We start from the raw sequence: 21329 nt of genomic DNA on the forward strand, positions 1-21329 counted from the left end.
CGGGTTGGCAGACGAGTTGACCGGTTGGACCGGTTCGCTGGACGTGCCGCTGTGCTGGGCTAGGGTAAAGAGGACAGCTAGCGGCAACTGGACGCCTCTATGGACAGATTTACTGTGCTGCCTTTCCGGCTAGCGGGGCAGCATCTGGCGGTACCTCTGGAAAACGTGATCCGGGTGATCCCGGCATTGCAATGCACGCCGCTGCCGGGCGCGCCGCAGACCGTTCTCGGCCTGGCCAATGTGCGTGGGCAGATTGTCCCGGTAGTGGACCTGGCACGGCGCTTCGCCTGGCCGGCGGCGCCTCTCGCGCTATGGCAGCCGTTTCTCTGGCTGCGCAGTCGCACTCGCGAACTGCTGGTACCGGTCGATGGCGTGGAGACGGCGGCCCAGTGCTCCGCCACGGATGTGGTTGATTCCGCGCAGCCCCGAGTGCCTAGCGAGATGGTGCGCGGCGTGTTGCGTACCGAGGAGGGCATGCTGCTGATCCAGGACGTCGAGCAACTACTGAGCGACGCTGACGAGCTTGAACTGCAACGCGCGCTGGATGCCAACGGAGCGGACGATGCGCCAGGCTGAGCCGACCTGTTCGCCGCGGCTGCTGGAGGTGCTGGCGAGCAAGGTGCACCAGCATCTGGGCATGGACTTCGGCGGGCCACGGCGGGCCGAGCTGCTGCGGCGCCTGCGCCAGCTGGCCGTGGAACAGGGGCGTGATCCGGCTACCTGGCTGGAGAGCCTGGCCTTCGCGGACTGGGACGATGCGCAGATCCAGGCCCTGATTCCCGCCTTCAGTGTCGGCGAAACCTACTTCCGGCGCGATGCCGAGGCCCTCGACTGGCTGGCCCGCCACCACCTGGCGCCGCTGCTGCAGCGCCGGCGCGCTGCCGGCCAGCGCTATCTGCGGGTGTGGAGCGCGGCCTGCTGCACCGGCGAGGAGGCCTACAGCCTGCTGTTCCTGCTCGACGGGCTGCTGGGCGCCGAGGCAGCGAGCTGGACGCTGGAATTGCTGGCCAGCGACATCAACGCCGGTTTCCTCGCCCGTGCCGAGCAGGGGCGCTACGGGCAGAACGCCTTTCGGCGCAACGAGGAGGCGTTCCGCACCCACTATTTCCAGGCCGACGAGCGCAGCTGGCGGGTACGCCCCGAATGGCGCGGCCGCATTCACTTCCTGCGCCACAACCTGGCCGACAAGGCGTTGCCCAATCCCGGTCGGGGACTGGCCGGGATCGATCTGATCCTCTGTCGCAATGTGCTGATGTACTTCTCCACCGAACATGCCACGGCCGCGCTGCGTCGCCTGCTGGCCTGCCTGAGCGACGACGGCATCCTGGTGCTCAGCGCCGTGGAGGCGGGCCTCGCCACCCAGGCCGGCCTGAACGGCTTCTGGGCCGGCAGCAACTACGCGCTGGCAGCGGATGCGGCCGCGCGGACCTCGCCGCCACCGCTAGCGAGAACACAGCCCATTCAGGCCCCCGTGGTGGAGTTCAAGTTCGTGCCACCGGCGCCTCCCGAACCTGTCGCCAGTGCGCCGGCGCAGGTCGAGCCCGACACCCTGTGGCGCGATGCCGAGGCGGCGTTGGCCCAGGGCCGCATGGATCGGGCACGGGAACTGCTGGATGGCTACCTGGCCCGCCCCGGTCTGGCCCTGGCCAGGCGCTATGACGCCTGCCTGCTGATGGCACGCAGCTGGGCCGATCAACAGCGCAGCGGCGAGGCCAGGGAATGGTTGCAACGCGCCCTCGATCTGGATGCCGCAGCGCTGCCTGCCTATTGGCTGCAGGCGCTGTTGGCCCGCCAGGAGGGTGACGTGACGGCGGCCCTGCAGGCCCTGCACAAGGCGCTCTACCTGGACCCTGACTGCTCGATGCTGCACTTCCAGCAGGGGCTGCTGCTGCGCGAGGCAGGCCGCCGCCAGCCCGGCGACAAGGCCCTGCGGGTCTGTTTGGGACTGCTGCAGTCCTGGGCCGCCGACGCACAGGTGCCGCTCGGCGACGGCCTCAGCGCCGGCCAGCTGCGTCGGCTCTGCGAACAATTGCTGGAGGGCCGCGCATGAACGAGACGAGCAACGTCGAGGAGCGCTGGGCGCAGTTGCGCGAGCGCCTCGCGGAGTTCGAACGGCGCATCGACCAGGAATTCTCCCCCGACCCCGGCGAGCACCAGGAGCGCCTGCAGCAACGCACCCGCGAATGGGCGCGCAACGTCGAGGAAACTCGGCCGGACAGCCTGATCGAGCTGCTCAGCTTTACCCTCGGCGAAGAGCTCTACGCGATCGAGACCCTGCATGTCGGCGCCGTGCTGCCGCTGCCGCACTTCACCCCGCTGCCGGGTACGCCACCCTTCGTGCTGGGCATCGTCAATGTGCGCGGGCACATCGTCTCGGTGCTGGACCTGCGGGTGTTCTTCGAACTGCCGATCGAGGGCCTCTCCGACAAGAACTACCTGGTGGTGCTGCGCAACCAGGACATGGAATTCGGCCTGCTGGCCGATCGCATCCGCGGTATCGAGCAGATCCCGCGCGACAGCCTGCAGGCGGGCCTGGCCAACCTGACGGGCATCCGCGCGAACTACCTGCTGGGAGTTACCGCGGAGCAGACCACGGTGCTGGATGGCACACGCCTGCTCGGTGACCCGAACCTACGCGTCCACGCCGACGACTAACGACCAAGCAAGGAGGATTCATGCTGGCAAACCTGTTGAACCTGCGTATCGGTAGCAAGCTGATGCTGGCATTCGCGGTGCTGATCCTGGGTTTCGCATTGCTGCTGTTCACCACGCTGGAGCAGTTCGTCGCCTTGCAGAAAAGCGAGGAGGAACAGTTCGCCCGACGCTATGCGCGGGTGACCGACGTCAAGGACCTGCTGATCAGCATCAACCTGCAGCGGGTGGAGATGCTCAGCGCCCTCGGCGGCGATGCCCAGGTGCTGGAGGAAAGCATTCGCGCCGGCAGCGAGCTGAATGATCGTCGCCTGGAACGCCTGCAGACCGCCGTGCAGGGTGACGAGGTGACCATCGAGCTGCTCAAGCAGATGCAAAGCCTGCGCGCCGGTTATGTGCGCAGCCGCGACAACGAACTGCTGCCGCTGCTGCAGGCTGGCAAGCTGGACGAAGTGCGGGCGTTGGTCGCCGGCCCGCAGCGGCAACGAGTGGAGCGCCTGCACGACCTGGCCGAACAACTGGTGGCACGCACCAATCAGCGCATTGCCGAGAGCACCATCCAGTCGCAACAGGCGCTGGAGGACCTGCGCAGCAGCATCTTCCAGGCCGGCCTGGCCCTGGTGCTGGGCGGCGCGCTGCTGGCCTGGCTGCTCAGCCGGCACATCGCCCAGCCGCTGGCGCGCCTGACCAACCTGGCCGAGCAGATCGGCCGTGGCGAAATTCCCCGCGAACTGCCCGGGCACACGCGCCAGGACGAGGTCGGCCGTCTCAGCCACGCGTTCTTCAACATGAGCCAGTACCTGCGCGAACTGGTCCAGGAGCTCGACGAGAGCATCTCGGTGGTGGCCAGCGCCAGCGAGGAAATTATCGCGGTGACCACCCAGGTGGCGGCCAGCACCCAGGAAACCGCCACGGCGATCAGCGAGATCGCCACCACGGTGGAGGAGGTCAAGCAGACGGCGGTGCTCGCCGGCAACAAGTCGCAGTCGGTCAGCGAGAGCACCGAGCGTACCCGCCAGGTGGTGCAGAGCGGCCGCCAGTCGGTGGAAGAAAACCTGCGCGGCATGGGCCTGATCCGCGAGCAGATGCAGGCGGTGGCCGAGAGCATCATGCGCCTGGGCGAGCAGAGCCAGACCATCGGCGAGATAGTCGCCTCGGTCAACGACCTGGCCGAACAATCCAACCTGCTCGGCGTGAATGCCTCGATCGAGGCGGTCAAGGCCGGCGAGGCGGGCAAGGGGTTCTCGGTGGTGGCGCAGGAGGTCAAGACCCTCGCTGAACAGTCCAAACAGGCCACCGCCCAGGTGCGTGGCATCCTCGGCGACATCCAGAAGGCCATGACCAAGGCGGTGATTCTCGCCGAGGAGGGCAGCAAGTCGGTGGAGGGCGGCTACCAGCGTGCCCAGGTCAGTGGCGAGGCGATCCGCACCCTGGGCAGCAGCGTGGAAGAATCCAGCGAGATCGCCCTGCAGATCGCCGCCACCAGCCAGCAGCAGATGATCGGCATGGACCAGATCGGCAGCGCCATGGAGAACATCCGCCAGGCCAGCCAGGACAATGTGGCCGGTGCGCGGCAGGTGGACATGGCGGCGCGCAATCTGCATCAGCTCGGCCTCAAGCTCAAGGGCCTGGCGGCCCGGTTCAAGCTGTGAGGCACCCGTGAGCTTCGACCGCGACGCACTCCGGCAGCGGCTGCAGGCGAGCTTCCGCGCCGAGGCGGCCGAGCGTCTGGCAATCCTCGCCGACACCCTGGCCAACTGGCGCGAGGGTGGCGCCAGCGAGCAGGGCATCGAGTCGCTGTTTCGCGAGGTGCACAGCATCAAGGGAGCATCGCGAGCCGCCGGGATCGGCGAGATCGAGCGAATCTGCCACGCCTGGGAGAGCCTGCTCGGCGCCGTGCGCCACGCCCATATCGAGCTGACGCCGGAACGGGTAGAGCTGTGCCGCCTGACCCTCAAATTGGTGCAGCGCCTGCACGCCGGTCAGGAGGTGGATGGCAACGAGCTGGCGCAGATGATCGACAGCCTCAACGACAGCACCCTGGGTCAGGAGGTGGAGCTGCCGGTGCTGGAAGCACCCAGTGCCGAGCTGCCGCAGGACCCGACCACCGTGCGCGTGGCCACCGAGCGCCTGGACGCGCTGCTGTTCCACAGCGAGGTGCTGCTGCAGCACAAGTTGGAGGCCCAGGCCCACGCGCGCAGCCTGCAGGAGCACGCGCTGGCCTTCGAGCCGCAGCGGACCAAACGCATGCTCGGCTCCGGTGCGCTCAAGCAGCTGCGCGAGAGCCTCGATGAGCTGCCCAGTAGCGCCCAGGAAGGCCTCAAGAGCGTGCTCGATTATCTCGACTGGAGCCTGTCGCAGCTCGACCGCCTGCATTTCGGGGCCGCGCGCCTGGCCAAGTCTGGAGCGCAGATGGCCCTGGGACTGGCCCAGTTGTCCGACGCGCTGACCGGCGAGATGCAGGGCGCGCTGTTGCTGTCTGGCAGCAGTCTGCTCGAAGGCGTGCCGGCCATGGTCCAGGACATCGCCAGCCAGGCCGGCAAACGCGCGGAGCTGCAGGTACGCGGCGAAAGCCTGCAGATCGACAAGCGCATCCTCGACGAGCTGCGCATCGTCCTCACCCACCTGCTGCGCAACGCCATCGACCACGGCCTGGAAACCCCGGAGCAGCGCACCGGCCAGGGCAAGAATCCGGTAGGAAAACTGCTAGTGGAACTGGCCCAGGAGTCGGCGGACCGCTTCGAACTGCGGGTCAGCGACGACGGTGCGGGCATCGATCCCGCCGGGCTGAAGGCAAAGGCCATGGCTGCCGGACTGCTCAGCGCGGAGCAGGCACAGGCCCTGGGCGAGCGCGAGGCGTTGGGGTTGATCTTCCTCTCCGGGCTGTCCACCAGCGGCATGATCACCGACATTTCCGGCCGCGGCCTAGGCATGGCCATCGTCCAGGACACGGTGGAGCGTCTCGGTGGGCGCATCGAACTGGAGTCCACGCGCAGTGCCGGCACCTGTTTCCACCTGCACCTGCCGCTGAGCCTGTCGACCTTCCGCGCGGTGATCGTGCGCAACGCCGAGCGGGTGTTCGCGGTGCCGGCCCTGGCGGTGGAACGCTGCCTGCGCCTGCCGGCGAGTGCCATCCGTACCCTGGAGAATCGCCCGTCGGTGGCCTTCGAAGGCGAGGTGCTGCCGCTCTGGCCGCTGGCCGATGTGCTCGGCCTGGCGCAGCCGCCGATCATCGCCAGCGAGCTGACTCTGCTGCTGCTCAAGGTGCGCGGCGAGCGCTTCGTGCTGCTGGTGGAGGAGCTGCTGGGCGACCAGGAAATCATCGTCAAGAACCTCGGCCGCCAGCTGCAGCGGGTGCGCAACCTGATGGGCGCCACCGTGCTAGGCGATGGCCAACTGGTGCCCATCCTGCATCCCGCCGATCTCTATCGCAGCGCATTGGAGTCGCAGGACTCCAGCCTCAGCCAGCAGGCGCAGCCGCGCCGCAGCGAGGTAGTGCAGCGCCTGCTGATCGCCGAGGACTCGTTTACTTCGCGGGGGCTGCTCAAGGCGATTCTGGAGGCGGCGGGTTACCGGGTGACCACCGCCAACGATGGCCTGGAGGCCTGGAATGCCTTGAAGCAGGGACAGTTCGACCTGCTGGTGTCCGACGTGGAAATGCCGCGTCTGGATGGCTTCACCCTGACCAGCCGCATTCGCGCCGACCGCACCCTGGCGGATCTGCCGGTGGTGCTGGTGACCGCCCTGCATTCTGCCGAGGACCGCGCACGCGGTCTGGAGGCGGGGGCCAATGCCTATCTGGCCAAGAGCGGTTTCGAGCAGGACAACCTGCTGGAAGCCATTCGCCGGCTCATCTGAGGGGGGACGGGAATGCGTGTGCTGGTAGTGGACGATTCACCGGTGAGCCGCATGCTGCTGCGTGCCGTGCTCGAGGGGGAGGGCTATGAGGTACGCGAGGCCAGCACCGGTAGCGAGGCTTTGCAGGCGCTACTCGGCGGGTTCACCCCGGACATCGTCACCATGGACGTGCACATGCCGGGCATGGATGGCTACGAGACCACTGAGCGCATTCTCGAGCACTACGCCTTGCCGGTGGTGATTCTCTCCGCCAGCGTCAACCACCAGGCCTCGGTCACGGCCATGCGCGCCCTCGAAGCCGGCGCCCTGGCGGTACTGGAGAAGCCGGCGGGGCCGACCGCCAGCGACTTCGAGGAGCGCATTGATGAGCTGCTGCGCACCCTGCGCAGCATGGTCCAGGTGAAAATCGTGCGGCGTAAGCGCCGACCCAGTGCGGCGAGCGCTGTCGATACTCCGCCGCTGGTGGCGCAGACGGCGGCGTGCGCACCGTTGCTGGTGGCGATCTCCGCATCGGCGGGTGGCCCGATGGCGATCAAGGCTTTCCTGCAATCCCTGGTGCCACCACAGCCCTGGGCCATGGTGCTGGTCCAGCACATCGCGCCAGGCTTTTTGCCGAGCTTCCGCGACTGGCTGGCGACGCTGACGCCGCTACCGATAGTGATCGCCGAGGGTGGCCAGCGCCTGACTCCTGGCGCATTGCACCTGGCGCCGGACGGTCATCATCTGGGCTTTGCCGCCAATCGCAGCGTGGTTCTCGACGATGCCCCGCCGGAAGAACACGTGCGCCCGGCCGCCAACTACCTGTTCCGCTCGGTTGCCCGTCACTTCGGCAAGCAGGCGATCGGCATCCAGATGTCCGGCATGGGCCGCGACGGCGCCCAAGGCCTGGCCGATATGTGCCAGGCCGGCGCCCTGACTCTGGTGCAGGAACCGAGTACGGCGGTGATCGACTCCATGCCCAAGGCGGCCATCGGTCTGCAGGCAGCCCGTCAGGTGCTGCCGCCCGAAGGCATCGCAGAACTGCTCAACGCAATAGCCGCCCACATGGCCGCAGTAAACGGAAGTAACGGGAGGGAATGACCATGTATGCCGACGCCGACATCTTGGTGGTGGAAGACAGCCACACCCAGGCCACCGAACTGCAGTACATGCTCGAAGCCGTTGGCTGCAAGGTGCGGGTGGCGAGCAATGGCCGCGAGGCGCTGGAGATGGTGGCGGTGCGCAAGCCGACCATCGTCATCAGCGACATCGTCATGCCGGAAATGGACGGCTATGAGCTGTGCCGTCAGCTGAAGAGTTCGGCGCTGACCCAGAGCATCCCGATCATCCTGGTCACTGCACTGGCGGACGCCCGCGATGTAGTCCATGGCCTGGCGTCGGGAGCCGACAACTTCATCGTCAAGCCCTTTGACGAAAAATACCTGATGTCGCGCATCCGCTACTTTCTGGTCAACCTGGAGCTGCGCAGCCACGAGCGGGTGCAGATGGGCGTCGAGGTCGTGCTGGAGGGCGAGCGGCACTTCATCACCGCCAGCCGCCAGCAGATCCTCGACCTGCTGATCTCCACCTACGAGCAGGGCGTACGCCTGAACAACGAGCTTCAGGCCAAACACGACGAGCTGGCCCGTACCAACTCGCTGCTCAATTGCCTGTTCCACTTCACCAGCGGCCTGACTGATGCCAAGAGCGAGCGCAACGTCATCGACGCTGCGCTGCGGCGCATCCTGGAGTTCCCCGATGCGGTCGGCGCCTGGCTGCTGCTGGCCGACGCCAACGAGCCGCACGAGCCGGCCCATGTGGCTGGCGCCCGCGCGCGTGGGCCGAACTATTCGAAGCATGATCTCGATAAATGCGCCCGCAACTGCCCGTGCCGGCATGCCTGGGTCAGCGACAAGCTGTCCCGGCCGAGCAACATCAGTGACTGCCCGGCGTTGATCGACAAGCCCGGCGACTCCATCCACGCCAGCATCCCGCTGCAGATGGGCAGCGAGATCATCGGCATGCTCAACGTGGTACAGCGCGATGCGCAGCCCTGGTCGGAAGAGTCGCTCAGCGCCCTGGCCTCGATCGGCCGCCAGCTGGCCATGGCCCTGGGCCGCGCGCGCCTGTTCGAAAGCATGGAGCAACTGGTGGAGCAGCGCACCGAGGCGCTGACCAAGAGCGAGGAGCTGTTGCGCAAGGTACTGGACAGCCTGCCGGTGGGGGTGTTCGTCACCGACCAGCAAGGCCGCCTGATCATGAGCAATCCGGAAAGCAGCCTGATCTGGGGCGGCGCCCACCCGAGCGGGGCGGAGGGTTACGGCCACTATCGCGGTTGGTGGGCGGAAACCGGCGAACGCATCACCGAGACGGACTGGTCGATGATGCGCGCCGTGCAGCACGGTCGGGTGTCGCGCAACGAGGTGGTTGACATCGAGACCTTCAAGGGCGAGCGCAAGACCATCCTCAACTCGGCGGTGCCATTTCGCGATGCCAGCCAGGTGATCCAGGGCGCCATCGTGGTGATCCAGGACATCACCGAACAGCGCCGCCGTGACCTGGACATTCGCATCCGCACCCGCGCGGTCGAGGCCAGCGTCAACGCGGTGATCATCACCGATGCCGAACATCCGGATCAGCCCATCGTCTACGCCAATCCGGCCTTCGAGCGCATCACCGGCTATGCGGTCGAGGATGTCCTGGGGCGCAACTGTCGTTTTCTGCAAGGCGACGAGCGCAATCAGGCCGGGCTGGACAACATTCGCCGCGCCCTGGTGGCGAAGGAGGAGGGTGCAGCCCTGCTGCGCAACTACCGCAAGGACGGCTCGGAATTCTGGAACGACCTGCGGGTGGCGCCGGTGGTCAACGATCGCGGCAAGGTCAGCCATTTCGTCGGCATCCTGCATGACGTCACCGAGAGCAAGCGCTATCAGGAGGAGCTGGAACACCAGGCCAACCACGACAGCCTCACCGGCCTGCCCAATCGCAACCTGCTCAATGACCGTATCGGCCAGGCCATCGCCTTCGCCAGCCGCGGCAGCGGCCAGTTCACCCTGGCGTTCATGGATGTCGACCAGTTCAAGGTGGTCAACGACAGTCTGGGCCACAGCGCCGGCGACCAGCTGCTGATCGAGATTGCCGCGCGGCTGCGTGCCAGTGTGCGTGACATCGACACAGTGGCGCGGCTGGGGGGCGACGAGTTCATCATTCTGGTGGCCGACACCGTCCAGCTCAGCGAGCAGGTCGCCCTGCTGGAGCATATCAAGGACACCATCGCCAGCCCGATGATGCTGGATGGTCAGGAAGTGGCGGTCAGCTGCAGCATCGGTTTCTGCTGCTTCCCCAGCGACGGGCGCGATGCCGGCACCCTGCTGCGCAACGCCGACACTGCCATGTACCAGGCCAAGCACCAGGGGCGTAACCGCATCTGCGCCTTCATGCCGGCGATGAACGAGCAGGTGCAGGCGCGCTTGGCCATGGAACAGCAGACTCGCCACGCCCTGCAGAACCAGGAATTCATCGTTTTCTACCAGCCGCAGCTGGACCTGCAGAGCGGCCGTCTGTGCGGTTTCGAGGCGCTGGTGCGCTGGAATCGCGGTGGCACCATCGTCTCGCCGGGCGAGTTCATTCCGCTGGCCGAGGAAACCGGCTGGATCGTCGATATCGACTTCTACGTGTTCGAGATGGTATGCAAGCAGCTGGCGATCTGGCGCGAGAGCTTCAGCCAGGACCTCAGCGTGGCGGTGAACTTCTCCGCCATCAGTTTCGCCGACGAGAACTTCATCGAACGCATCCTCAGCGTGCTGAGGAACCAGAGCATTCCCTCGCGTTGGATCAAGATCGAACTGACCGAGACCATCCTCACCAGCGACGCCGACGTGGTGCAGCGCAAGATGCAGCATCTGTGCGAGCAGGGCGTGCGCTTCTCCATCGACGATTTCGGTACCGGCTACTCGTCGCTGGGTTACCTCAAGCGCTTCCCGTTCAGCCAGCTGAAGATCGACCGCAGCTTCATCACCGACATTCTCACCGAACCGGACAGCGCCTCGCTGGCCCGCTCGATGATCTCCATCGGCCACAACCTGGGGATAAAGGTGATCGCCGAAGGGGTGGAGCAGTCGGAGCAGATGAGCTTCCTGCGCGCCGCCGGCTGCGACGAGATGCAGGGCTACTTCTACTCACCGCCGCTGCCGCCGCTGGCCTGCATGCAGTTCCTGCAGAGCGGCGCGCCGCTGAGCCTGCCGACCAATATCCTCGATGGCACCGAGCGTTATCTGCTGATCGTCGATGGCAGCACCGAGAGCCACGACGCCCTGCGCCGCCTTCTGCGTCTGGAAAGCTACAAGCTGCTCAGCGCCAGCGACGGCGCCGCCGCGCTCAACCTGATGGCGCAATACCCGGTGGACGTGGTGCTGACCGACCTGAGCCTAGTCGACATGCACGGGGTGGAATTCCTGCGCAAGGTCCGCAGCATCTACCCGGACGCCATCCGCCTGGCCCTAAGCGACGCCGCTCGGGTCGGCAGCATCCTAAAGGCGGTCAACGAGGGCGTGATCTACCGCTTCATCACCACCCCATGGGAGCCGGAAGACCTGCGCAACCAGCTGCGCGAGGCCTTCCAGCAACGCGAACTGCACCGCGAGAACCGCCGCCTGCGCGAGCAGGTTGGCATGGCGCGCTGAGTCAGCGTCGATATAGTCGCTCGTAGCAATCCAGCAGCGGCTGGGTCGACAGGCCGTGCAACAGGATGCTCAGGGCCACCACGCTGAGCACCAGGTCGCTGGCCTCGCTGGCGGCCAGTGGGGACAGGTCGTGGTTGATGGCGTAGCTGAGGTAGTACAGGCTGCCGATGCCGCGGATGCCGAACCAGCCGACGAACAGGCGATGGCCGAGTGGCAATTGGCGCTCGCGGATCAGCAACACGGCCATGGCCGGGCGTACCAGGCAGAACAGGGCGAGCGCCAGGGGCAGGGCGCGCCAGTCCCAGTGGTAGATCAGCAGGGCGCCGAGCAGGGTCACCAGGAGGATTTCCAGAATGCGCTCGAGCAGCCCGCCGAAGGAGAGGATGTCGGCCATCAGCGCGCCGGCGGCGATCTGCGGGTGCTCTTCCGGATCGGCGCCGAACTCCACCAGCACATTGGCTTGGCCTTCCTCGCGCGGCGCCGGATTGACGTTCTTTTCTTCTGCGGGATCATCGGTGTGGCTGCTGGTCTCCACCTCGGCATGGCGCAGGCCCAGGCCGGCGGCGAAGGTGGCGAGAAAGCCCCAGGCACCGATGAACTCTGCGCAGGCGTAGGAGAGAGAGATCAGCGCCAGTGCGAGGAAGTCGTTGGCAGTCACCACCGTATCGGTGTGTCGTGCGCGCAGGTAGATCACCAGGCGCCCGGTGCCGCGGCCGAGTGCATAACCTAGCAGCAGGCCGGCGGGGACGGCCCACACCACGTCACTGAGCAGCCAGCGCATTACCTCATCAAGCTGCGGTAGCGCTTGCCCTTGGGCGATCAGCAGCAGCGCGAGCACCACGAAGGGAAAGGCGATGCCGTCATTGAGCCCGGCCTCGCCGGAGATCGCGTAACGCAGGCGGTCGACATCGCCGGCATGGCTGACCTGCACCAGGCTGGCCAGTACCGGATCGGTGGGCGAGAGGATGGCCGCCACCAGCAGCGCCAGGCCCCAGTCCAGGCCGAGGCCGAAGTGGCCGACCAGGGTCAGGCCGAGGATGGTGCCGACCAACACCGGCCCCGCCAGTAGCCAGGCCGCGCGCCATTCCGGCGAACGCAGCGGCAGGCGCAGCTTGAGCCCGCCGATGAACAGCGAGACCAGTACCGCGGCCCCGGCCAGATGTTCCAGCCAACCACTGATAGGGCCGAGGCCCTGCTGCCAGAGTTTTAGGCCGAGAGGGCCGATGGCCAGGCCGAAGGTCAGGTACAGCACCGAGGATGAGATCGGCAGCAGGCGCAGGTAGGCGGACGCCAGCGCCAGGATCAACAGCAGGGTGCCAAGTACCAGCAGCCAAAGGCTGAAGCTCATGGCGTTCTCCGTTGGCACGGTGCGGGGCAGGGCGAAGGATGCATCGGAAGACCGCCTGGTAGGTTATTCAGTTGAGACGGGGCTGCGGGCTGCGGGGTTCAAGGCGCTTTTCCGGTTGGCTGGGCTGCGGATCGATACGTCATCGGCTGCTGGCCCATGCCGTGAGTGGCCAGGACATCGGGATGCCGATCCCGATCCGGCGGCTCGGCGATTGCCTGAACTTGTACCGTCGCGCTCGGCTCCATCTAGCAGGGTCCGAGCCGGCGGAGTGGCGGATGGAAGCGAACGACGTGTGGTACGACAGCGCGGTGTCCTATCAGCTGGATGTCGCCACCTTTCATGACTCCAATGGCGATGGCATCGGCGATTTCCCCGGCCTCACCGCGCGCCTGGACTACTTGCGCCAGCTGGGCATCAACAGCCTGCTGCTGATGCCGTTCCATCCGTCATCGGAGCGCGACGACGGCTATGACGTGATCGACCACTACGGCATCGACCCCCACCTGGGCAGCTTCGGTGACTTCAGCGCCTTCATCGACGAGGCCCGGGCGCGTGGCATTCGGGTGCTCCTCGATCTGGTGGTCAACCATACCTCCAGCCAGCATCCCTGGTTCCAGGCCTCGCGCCACCCCGGCTCGCCGTTTCGCGACTACTACGTGTGGGTGGAGGAGCCGGACGACGCGCAGGCCGACCAGGTGATGTTTCCCGACCAGTACGACAGCGTGTGGACCTACGACGAGCAGGCCGGCGCCTACTACTTCCATCGCTTCCACGACTTCGAGCCGTCGCTGAACCACAGCAACCCCAAGGTGCGCCAGGAGGTGATGCGCATCCTCAGCTTCTGGCTGGCCCTGGGCGTGGACGGCTTCCGGGTGGACGCCGCGCCCTACCTGATCCTGCCCAAGGGGCCGGCACAACACTTCAGCGACCCACATGAGTACCTGCGCCAGCTGCGCCGCCACGCCAGCCGCTATGGCCACGGCGCGCTGCTGGTGGGCGAGGCCAATGTGGCGCCCGAGGAACTGGGGCAGTTCTTCGGCAATGGCGACGGGTTGAATCAGCTGTTCAACTTCATCGGCGCCGAGCGCATCTTCCTGGCCTTGGCCCGCGAGGACGGCACGCCGATTCGTGAGCTGGAATCGCTGCTGCCACCCTTGCCGCCCAGCGCCCAGTGGATGAACTTCCTGCGCCATCACGACGAGCTGAACCTGGCCATGCTGGACGAGGCGACGCGCGAGGAGCTGCTCGACGCGATCGCCCCACAGGAGCATATGCGCATCTATGGACGCGGCGCGCGCCGACGCCTGGCGCCGCTGCTGAGCGACCCGCGGCGGGTGCGCCTGGCGCTGAGCGTGTTGTTCAGCCGCAGCGGCGCGCCGCTGCTGTACTACGGCGACGAGCTGGGCATGGGCGACAAGCTGGAGCTGCCGGATCGCTTCCCAGTACGTACGCCGATGCAGTGGTCGGCTGAGCGTAACGGCGGTTTCTCCAGCGCCGATCCGCAACGCCTGATCCGGCCGATGATCGACGACGGCGAATATGGTTATGCGCGGGTCAACGCCACCGAACAGTGGTTGGATCCGCAGTCCCAGCTCAACGCCACGCGGACGCTGATCGAGACACGGCGCTCCTGTCCGGAGTTCGGCCTGGGGCGCCACGAATTCATCGAGTGCGATGGCGGGCCGGCCGTACTCGCCGAGAGCTATTTCCTCGATCGCGGCCGGGTGGTCTGTGTGCACAACCTGGCACGCAGCGCCTGCACGGTGCGCATACGCCACCCGGAGCTGGCCGACCGCGACTGCTACGAGCTGATCTCGCGCCAGGTGGCGCGGGCCGATGCCATCGGGGCACTGGAACTGCAGCTGGCGCCCTACGGCTACACCTGGTGGCGAGTCGGTTCGATCTTCTCTCCGGCCGAGAACGGCGCCAGCGTGGCTAGCGCAATTGCGGAAGCACCGAGCTAGCGAAAGCCTCGATGAAGCGCTGCTGGTGGCGGTTGACGTTGTGCAGGTAGATGCGCTCGAAACCCTGCTGCAGATCGGCTTGCAGCCAGGCGGCGTGTTGCGCCAGGTCGCTGCCGATGCGCACCTGCTCGAGCAGATCCTCGGGGCGCACCGTGCTGGCCGCCGCCTCGAACTCCTCGACGCTCTTCAGATCCTGCGTCAGCGGGCCGGGCAGCACGTTGGTGCGCCATTGCTGATGGGCCCCGGCGAGGGCTTCGGCTTCGCTCTCGGCGTAGGACAGCTTGGCCTGCAGCAGCAGGGGTTTGCCGGCGCCACCGCCGTCACGGAAGGCATCGATGATGCGTTGCTGCTGCTCCGGCGTGCTGCTGACCGTGATCATGCCGTCCGCCCAGCTCCCGGCCCAGCGCGCGGTCTGCTCCGACAGCACCGCCGCGTACAGCGCGGGCGGGCGTGACGGCAGGCTATACAGCCGCGCCCGCTCCACCTTGATCAAGCCATCGCGCGACACTTCCTCGCCGGCCCACAGGGCGCGGATGATCGCCACCGCCTCGGCCAGACGGGCATTGCGTTCCGCCTTGGGTGGCCAGCGCTCGCCGGTGATCGACTCGTTGATCGCTTCGCCGCTGCCCACTGCCAGCCAGAAGCGCCCCGGGTACATCTGCGCCAGGGTCGCGGTGGCCTGGGCGATCAGCGCCGGGTGATAGCGAAAGCACGGCGTATTGACCACGCCCAGGTCGAAGGCGGTGCCCTGCAGTGCCGCGCCCAGCCAGGACCAGGCGAAGCCGCTTTCGCCCTGGCTTTCGCTCCACGGATGGAAGTGGTCCGAGCACATGCCGGCGGCGAAGCCGGCGCGCTCGGCCTGTTGCATCAGCTGCAGCAGTTCGCCGGGCGGAAACTGTTCGTGGGAGGCGTGATAGCCGATCACTGGCATGGGGCGTACCTCAGCTAGGAGTGGTCAGGCCCGCAGCGCTCATCAGCAGGCGCAGCAGCCAGGCCAGCAGCGCCAGGCTCAGCACGCTGCCGGTCCACAGCGCCACCAGCCAGGCCAGGCGGCGCCACAACGTGGGTTCAGTGGTAGCCCTGGTCATGAGTCACCTTGCCGCGGAACACGTAGTAGCTCCACGCCGTGTAGCCGAGGATGAAGGGAATGATCAGTAGTGCGCCGACCAGGGCGAAACCCTGGCTCTGCGGCGGCGCGGCGGCGTCCCAGAAAGTGATCGAAGGCGGCACTATGTGCGGCCACAGGCTGATGCCCAGGCCGGCGTAGCCGAGGAAGATCAGCACCAGGGTCAGCACGAACGGCTTGGCGTTGTCGTAGTTGGCCACCGAGCGCAGCAGTTGCTGGAAGGTCAGCAACACCAGCAGCGGCACCGGCAGGAACCAGAACAGGTTGGGCAAGCTGAACCAGCGCTTGGCGATGGCCTCATGGGCCAGCGGCGTCCACAGGCTGACGATGCCGATCACTACCAGCAGCACCAGGGCCAGCGGGCGCGCCAGGTCGTGCATGCGCTCCTGCAGCGGGCCTTCGGTGCGCATGATCAGCCAGGTGCAGCCGAGCAGGCAGTAGGCGACCACCAGGCCCAGGCCGCAGAAGATGGGGAAGGGCGCCAGCCAGTCCAGCGAGCCGCCGGCGAACTGTCCGTCATGCACCGGCAGGCCTTCGATAAAGGCGCCGAGCACCACGCCCTGGGAAAAGGTGGCGACCAGCGAGCCGCCGATGAAGGCCTTGTCCCACACATGGCGCCAGTGTTCGGAGGCCTTGAAGCGGAACTCGAAGGCCACGCCGCGGAAGATCAGCCCGATTAGCATGAAGATCAGCGGCAGGTACACGGCCGACAGCACCACCGCATAAGCCAGCGGAAAGGCGCAGAACAGGCCGGCGCCGCCGAGCACCAGCCAGGTCTCGTTGCCGTCCCAGATCGGCGCCACCGTGTTCATCATCACGTCGCGGTCGCCGCGGTCGCGGAAGAATGGGTAGAGCATGCCGATGCCCAGGTCGAAGCCATCCATCACCACATACATCATCACGCTGAAGGCGATGATCAGGGCCCAGATCAGCGACAGTTCGATGCCCATGGCTCAGCCCTCGTCCACTCGTTCTTCCGGCGCCGACAGCGGTCGTGCCGGGGTGCGCGGCCGTCCGGCGCCACCGTCGTTGGTCTCGCGGCCCTCGTGGGGCACCGGCCCCTTGCGTACCAGGCGCAGCACATAGACCAAGCCCACGCCGAAGACGAAGAAGTACACCACCACGAAGGTCACCAGACTAATGCTCATCTGCGTGGCGCTGTGCAGCGAGACCGCGTCGCGGGTGCGCATCAGGCCATAAATTACCCAGGGCTGGCGGCCGATCTCGGTGGTGAACCAGCCGGCGAGTATCGCGATGAGGCCGCTGGGGCCCATGAGCAGGGCCAGGCGCAGGAAAGCCCGAGACTGGTACAGACGGTCGCGCCAGCGCAGCCACAGGCTCCACAGGCCGGTGAGAATCATCAGCAGGCCGAGGCCGACCATGATGCGGAAGGTCCAGAACACGATGGTGGCGTTGGGCCGATCCTCGGGCGGGAAATCCTTCAGCGCCGGAATCGGCTCGGTCAGGCTGTGGTTGAGGATCAGGCTGCCGAGCACCGGTATCTCCACGGCGAAGCGGGTTTCCTCGCGCTGCATGTCCGGCCAGCCGAACAGAATCAGCGGGGTAGGGCCTGGCTCGTCGTTGTTCCAGTGGCCCTCGATGGCGGCGATCTTCGCCGGTTGGTGCTTGAGCGTGTTGAGACCGTGGGCGTCGCCGATCAGCGCCTGCAGCGGCGCTACCAGCAGGGCCATCCACATGGCCATCGACAGCATCTTGCGCACGCCGGGATTGTCGTTGCCGCGCAGCAGATGCCAGGCCGCCGAGGCACCGACGAAGAACGCCGTGGCGAGGAAGGCGGCCACCGCCATGTGCGTCAGGCGGTAGGGGAAGGACGGGTTGAAGATCACCGCCAACCAGTCCACCGGGATCACCCGGCCATCGACGATCTCATAGCCCTGGGGCGTGTGCATCCAGCTGTTGGAGGCGAGTATCCAGAAGGTCGAGATCAGCGTGCCGATGGCCACCATCACCGTGGCGAAGAAGTGCAGGCGCGGGCCGACGCGGTTCCAGCCGAACAGCATGACGCCCAGGAAGCCGGCCTCGAGGAAGAAGGCGGTGAGCACCTCGTAGGTCAGCAGCGGCCCGGTAACGCTGCCGGCGAAGGTAGAGAAGCGGCTCCAGTTGGTGCCGAACTGATAGGCCATGACCAGCCCGGAGACCACGCCCATGCCGAAGTTGACGGCGAAGATCTTCAGCCAGAAATGGTAGAGGTCGCGATAGACCTCCTTCTTGGTCTTCAGCCAGAGCGCCTCGAGCACGGCCAGGTAGCTCGCCAGGCCGATGGTGATGGCCGGAAACAGAATGTGGAAGGAGATGGTGAAGGCGAACTGGATACGCGCCAGGTCCAGGGCTTCCATGTCGGTCTCGCGGTCAGGACAGCGGGTGCGCGCGGGTCAGCATGCGCGCCGTCTGCAGGTGATGCTTGAGCACCGGCAACTTGGCGCGGGCGAAGGCCTGCAGCTCGGCGTCGCCCTGTTCGGCCGCCTGGTTGAACAGGGCGACGCTGTTCTCGTAGCTGCGCGCCTGCAGGTCAGCGTAGAGGGCGTCGAAGTTGTCGCCACTCAGTTGCTGCAGCTGCGGCTTGCTGCGCTTCAGCAGCTCGGCATCGGCCGGCAGGTTGACCTGGCGTGCGCGCGCGAAGGTCTGCAGGTCGGCGTTTTCACGCGGATGGTGGTCGATCACCTGCTGGGCGAAGTCCTTCACATCGGCCGACTGGCTGCGGCGCAACGCCAACTGGGCGGCCTCGGTCTCGGCGATGCGGGCGACCACGGCCTGCTCGACGAAGGTCTGGGTATCGACGGTGGGCGCTGCCAGCAGCGGTGTGGTGGCGAACAGCAGCCATAGACCGGCGCTGCGCAGGATGTTTCTGGCCATGGCGAGCCTCCGAAGCCGTTGCAGAATCTAGGTGTGTGACGAGGGCGGCGGGGCAGGGTTCAAGTTTTCTCCCCGGCTCAGGAGTAGATCGCCAGGTGGTGCGGGTAGTCCCCGACCCGTGCGCCCATCACCATCTCGCTGATCCAGCTGGTGAGGATCGAGGTATAGGCACGCTGGTCGCTGTCGTTGCTCAGCGAATGGTCGGCGCCATCGACGATGCGGTGGGTCAGCGAGTGCGCCTTGACGAAGGCGGCGCGATAGCTCATCAGCGTGGTGTGCGGCACGAAATCGTCATGCTCGGACTCCACCAGCAGCACGTCGCCCTCGAACTCCGAGCAGGCGGAAAGGGCGCGGTTGCCCTGGGGCGGCACGAAAGTGCGCCGGTATTCGGCCAGGCGCTCGCGATCGAGCTGGTGCTTGGGCGCGTCCCATTCCTCGTCCCAGTACAGGGCCGGCACGCGCAGAGCCAGCCATTTGACCGGACGCAGGGTGCTGAGGATGGCCGAGAGGTAGCCACCGTAGCTGGTGCCGATCACCGCGATGGCTTCGGTATCGGTGGAGGGATGACTGGCCAGGCGGTCGTAGGCGGCGACTATGTCCGCCAGGTTCTGCTCGCGGGTCACGCTTTGCTTGCGCGACTGGGTGCGCTCATGGCCGCGCAGGTCGAAGGTCAGGCACACGCAACCAAGCCCGGCAATGCCCTTGGCACGGGCTAGGTCGCGCTGCTGGCTGCCGCCCCAGCCGTGGACGAAGAGAATTCCGGGGACCTTGGCCTGCGGCGAAACCATGGTCCCGGCTATCGTTTCGTCTTCCACCACAATCTCCACTTTTTCGCTATGCGACGTCATGCGGCTCCACCTTGACGTATTTGCTCAATCTGCCGACTTCCGGCTCCTCGCCGCTGTAGAGCTGCTGGGCATCGTCCGGCGGCTCGCTCTCGCCGTAGCACTCGAAGGTCGAGGCTCGCACGCTGCGCAATGTCGGGTCGGCGGCGAAGGCCTCCAGGGCGAAGATCTCCGCCGCACTGGCACCGCCGATGCGCCAGGACTGTTCCAGCACGCCTGAGCGTGGCTTGCCCAGGCTGTCGATACCCTGGGCCACATCGTAATTACGCCGCGAGGCGGACAAGCCGAAGGCGGCGAAGGCGGCATGCTCGTACACATGCGCCTGGGACACGGCCAGGCGGATCGCCTCGGGCATGTCCAGGCGCATCAGTTCGGCGTAGTCGCCGCGCACTATGGTCAGGTCCGAGCCACCGTAGACCTCCACGCCCGTGTTGTCGCGGGTCAGGCGCTGGCTGCCGTAGTAGCTGGCGGTGATGCCGGCGACCAGCACCTGGCCGACGCTGAAGGTCACCACGTCACTGAGGTTCTCCTCCAGCACCAGGCCCCAGGTGGCGACTTCGGCGGCGTCCTGCTCGGCCAGCAGCTCGGCCAGGCGCTGGCGATCATGGATCACTTCCTGGCCACGTCCGGCCTTGCCCAGCACCGGCTTGAGACGCACCGTGCCGTGCTGCAGCAGCTGTTCGCCGGCGCGCTGGGCATCCGCCAGGTCGAATACCGTGCGTCCACCGAGAATGGAATTGGCCGCCTGTTTGGAAAACTCGTGGGACCAGCCCGGCGGCACATGGCTGGGCTGCGCCGGCAACGGATGGCTGATGGCCTTGGTGGCCATGAACGGTTGCGCCACCACGCCACCGAAGAAGTCGTCGAGGCCGTGGATGCCCAGCTCCTGGCAACGTTCGGTGCCGATCAGCGTGTCGCTGGGAATCAGGTAGTAATTGCCGCTCGCGTGCTCCGCGGGATCACGGTCGCCGAGGAAGCGCGTGCCGAGCAGGGCGGCAATCTTGCGTCCCAGCACCTGATGTACGGCGCGTTCATGCTGGCTGACGCCGCACTCGCTTGGTAACAGCAGGACTCCATCCTTCATGCTCAGCGATCCTGCCATGCGCCACCGCCTCGCTCGCAATCCTTTCTGGCCTGGCTGCGATCGTTCAGGCCGTAGTAGTAGGTCACCACCTTGGCGTTATCCGGCACATTGAGCTCATTGGGCGGCGGGTTGCTGCTGCTCGACCGGTGGTTGGCCAGGGTTTCCTGGGTGATCGCGGCGGTACAGCTGGCCTTGTGATCGTCCGCGCACTCGGCGACCTTTTCCTTCTTGGTGCCCAGGGTTTCCTGGCTCTCGTTGCTGCACGACCAGTTGATCGTGCCCTCGGGCATGCCCTGGAACTCGTAGCAGCTCTCGGTCTCCACCGCCTCGACGCCGGGGCTGGCAGACCGGCTGAGGATGTGACAACCCTCGGCCATGGCCAGCGAGCCAAACAGGCTGCCGACCAGCAACACAGCGGTCTTGGCGATCATCTGCTACCTCCGGGTGATTCGTGGGACCTATGCCTTCTGAACCGGTCAACGACACGGGAGTTCAGACTTTCTCCCTGCAAGAAAGGTGGAACTAAGCGGGCCCGCGCGAACCCTTATCTGGAGTAATCCTGAGGAGGGAACGCCGTCATGAAGAGAGATTGGGAGCTGATCAAGGCGCTGATGCTGGAGATCGAGAGTCGCGAGCAGGGCCGCTACTTCGTCCCCGAGCCCTTTGCCGGCCACGACCTTGAATCGGTGAAATACCACCTGCACCTGCTGGATCAGGCCGGTCTGGTCGAGTGTGAGCTGGACGAGCCGTGGGACGGCGTGCCGGTGCTGATCGGGCGCAACCTGACGCTGCTCGGCCACGACCTGCTGGACAGCCTGCGCGACGACGAAGTAGCGCGTCCACGCCCGGCACCGCTGCTGGCGCACATGAGCGGTGTGGCGCGAGAAACACTGCGGCGCATCGCCTGAGGAGGTTGC

Annotated in this window: 17 protein-coding genes and 1 pseudogene; 9 read left to right on the top strand and 9 right to left on the bottom strand. The window is 66.4% G+C overall.

What is annotated here, in order from left to right; all coding sequences use genetic code 11:
• The first annotated feature begins 99 nt into the window (after window positions 1-99).
• From IB232_RS08950 to IB232_RS08980, 7 genes are read left to right on the top strand one after another with little or no spacing between them, the layout of a single operon-like run.
• Window positions 100-576: a chemotaxis protein CheW gene (locus tag IB232_RS08950; RefSeq protein WP_192398164.1), complete on the top strand. Its 477-nt coding sequence runs from the start codon at window positions 100-102 to the stop codon at window positions 574-576.
• Window positions 563-2050 carry a CheR family methyltransferase gene (locus tag IB232_RS08955; RefSeq protein ID WP_192398165.1) on the top strand — a complete coding sequence of 496 codons (1488 nt, stop codon included), beginning with the start codon at window positions 563-565 and terminating at the stop codon, window positions 2048-2050. Before IB232_RS08950 ends, IB232_RS08955 begins: the two co-directional genes overlap by 14 nt.
• Window positions 2047-2655 carry a chemotaxis protein CheW gene (locus IB232_RS08960; protein ID WP_192398166.1) on the top strand — a complete coding sequence of 203 codons (609 nt, stop codon included), beginning with the start codon at window positions 2047-2049 and terminating at the stop codon, window positions 2653-2655. The genes IB232_RS08955 and IB232_RS08960 overlap by 4 nt, the downstream gene beginning before the upstream one ends.
• A 20-nt stretch (window positions 2656-2675) precedes the next feature.
• Entirely contained in the window at window positions 2676-4304 is a 1629-nt protein-coding gene (locus IB232_RS08965; protein WP_192398167.1) for a methyl-accepting chemotaxis protein, read from the top strand.
• 7 nt (window positions 4305-4311) lie between these two features.
• Window positions 4312-6510 (top strand): response regulator, encoded by a 2199-nt coding sequence (locus IB232_RS08970; RefSeq protein ID WP_192398168.1) that lies wholly within the window; start codon window positions 4312-4314, stop codon window positions 6508-6510.
• 12 nt (window positions 6511-6522) lie between these two features.
• A complete protein-coding gene (locus IB232_RS08975; RefSeq protein WP_192398169.1) occupies window positions 6523-7590 on the top strand; it encodes a chemotaxis protein CheB in 1068 nt (355 codons plus the stop codon).
• 2 nt (window positions 7591-7592) lie between these two features.
• A complete protein-coding gene (locus tag IB232_RS08980; RefSeq protein ID WP_192398170.1) occupies window positions 7593-11171 on the top strand; it encodes an EAL domain-containing protein in 3579 nt (1192 codons plus the stop codon).
• A 1-nt stretch (window position 11172) separates the two neighbouring features.
• Here IB232_RS08980 and IB232_RS08985 read toward each other — a convergent pair whose 3' ends face one another.
• Entirely contained in the window at window positions 11173-12519 is a 1347-nt protein-coding gene (locus IB232_RS08985; protein WP_192398171.1) for a cation:proton antiporter, read from the bottom strand.
• Between the two features lie 275 nt (window positions 12520-12794).
• Between IB232_RS08985 and IB232_RS08990 the strand changes: the two genes are divergently transcribed.
• Window positions 12795-14483 carry an alpha-amylase family protein gene (locus IB232_RS08990; protein ID WP_192398172.1) on the top strand — a complete coding sequence of 563 codons (1689 nt, stop codon included), beginning with the start codon at window positions 12795-12797 and terminating at the stop codon, window positions 14481-14483.
• On the opposite strand, the gene IB232_RS08995 is transcribed toward IB232_RS08990, so the two are convergent.
• The 8 genes and pseudogenes from IB232_RS08995 to IB232_RS09030 form a co-directional block, all read right to left on the bottom strand.
• A complete protein-coding gene (locus IB232_RS08995; RefSeq protein WP_192398173.1) occupies window positions 14455-15414 on the bottom strand; it encodes a TIGR03885 family FMN-dependent LLM class oxidoreductase in 960 nt (319 codons plus the stop codon). The two genes, IB232_RS08990 and IB232_RS08995, sit on opposite strands and share 29 nt — an antisense overlap.
• A 10-nt stretch (window positions 15415-15424) precedes the next feature.
• Window positions 15425-15571, bottom strand: coding sequence for a DUF2474 family protein (locus IB232_RS09000; protein WP_192398174.1), 147 nt, complete (start codon window positions 15569-15571; stop codon window positions 15425-15427).
• Window positions 15552-16559: a cytochrome d ubiquinol oxidase subunit II gene (gene cydB / locus IB232_RS09005; RefSeq protein WP_192398175.1), complete on the bottom strand. Its 1008-nt coding sequence runs from the start codon at window positions 16557-16559 to the stop codon at window positions 15552-15554. Before cydB ends, IB232_RS09000 begins: the two co-directional genes overlap by 20 nt.
• A pseudogene (locus IB232_RS09010) lies at window positions 16516-17966 on the bottom strand (cytochrome ubiquinol oxidase subunit I); the annotation flags it as partial. The pseudogene IB232_RS09010 and the gene cydB, both read right to left, overlap by 44 nt.
• A gap of 13 nt (window positions 17967-17979) precedes the next feature.
• Window positions 17980-18483, bottom strand: a complete 504-nt coding sequence (locus IB232_RS09015) for a DUF4142 domain-containing protein (protein WP_192398177.1) — start codon at window positions 18481-18483, stop codon at window positions 17980-17982.
• Between the two features lie 77 nt (window positions 18484-18560).
• Window positions 18561-19331, bottom strand: a complete 771-nt coding sequence (locus IB232_RS09020; protein WP_192398178.1) for an alpha/beta hydrolase family protein — start codon at window positions 19329-19331, stop codon at window positions 18561-18563.
• The gene (locus tag IB232_RS09025) at window positions 19318-20412 is read right to left on the bottom strand and encodes a DUF3182 family protein (RefSeq protein ID WP_225592226.1); all 1095 of its coding nucleotides are present in this window, start codon (window positions 20410-20412) and stop codon (window positions 19318-19320) included. The genes IB232_RS09020 and IB232_RS09025 overlap by 14 nt, the downstream gene beginning before the upstream one ends.
• A gap of 2 nt (window positions 20413-20414) precedes the next feature.
• Window positions 20415-20843, bottom strand: a complete 429-nt coding sequence (locus tag IB232_RS09030) for a hypothetical protein (protein WP_192398180.1) — start codon at window positions 20841-20843, stop codon at window positions 20415-20417.
• A 147-nt stretch (window positions 20844-20990) separates the two neighbouring features.
• Here IB232_RS09030 and IB232_RS09035 point away from each other — a divergent pair, with 147 nt between their 5' ends.
• On the top strand, window positions 20991-21320 hold the full coding sequence (locus tag IB232_RS09035; RefSeq protein ID WP_192398181.1) for a DUF2513 domain-containing protein: 330 nt from the start codon (window positions 20991-20993) through the stop codon (window positions 21318-21320).
• Window positions 21321-21329 lie beyond the last annotated feature (9 nt).

It is taken from the genome of Pseudomonas sp. PDM15 (assembly GCF_014851565.1).
Classification (GTDB): domain Bacteria; phylum Pseudomonadota; class Gammaproteobacteria; order Pseudomonadales; family Pseudomonadaceae; genus Aquipseudomonas.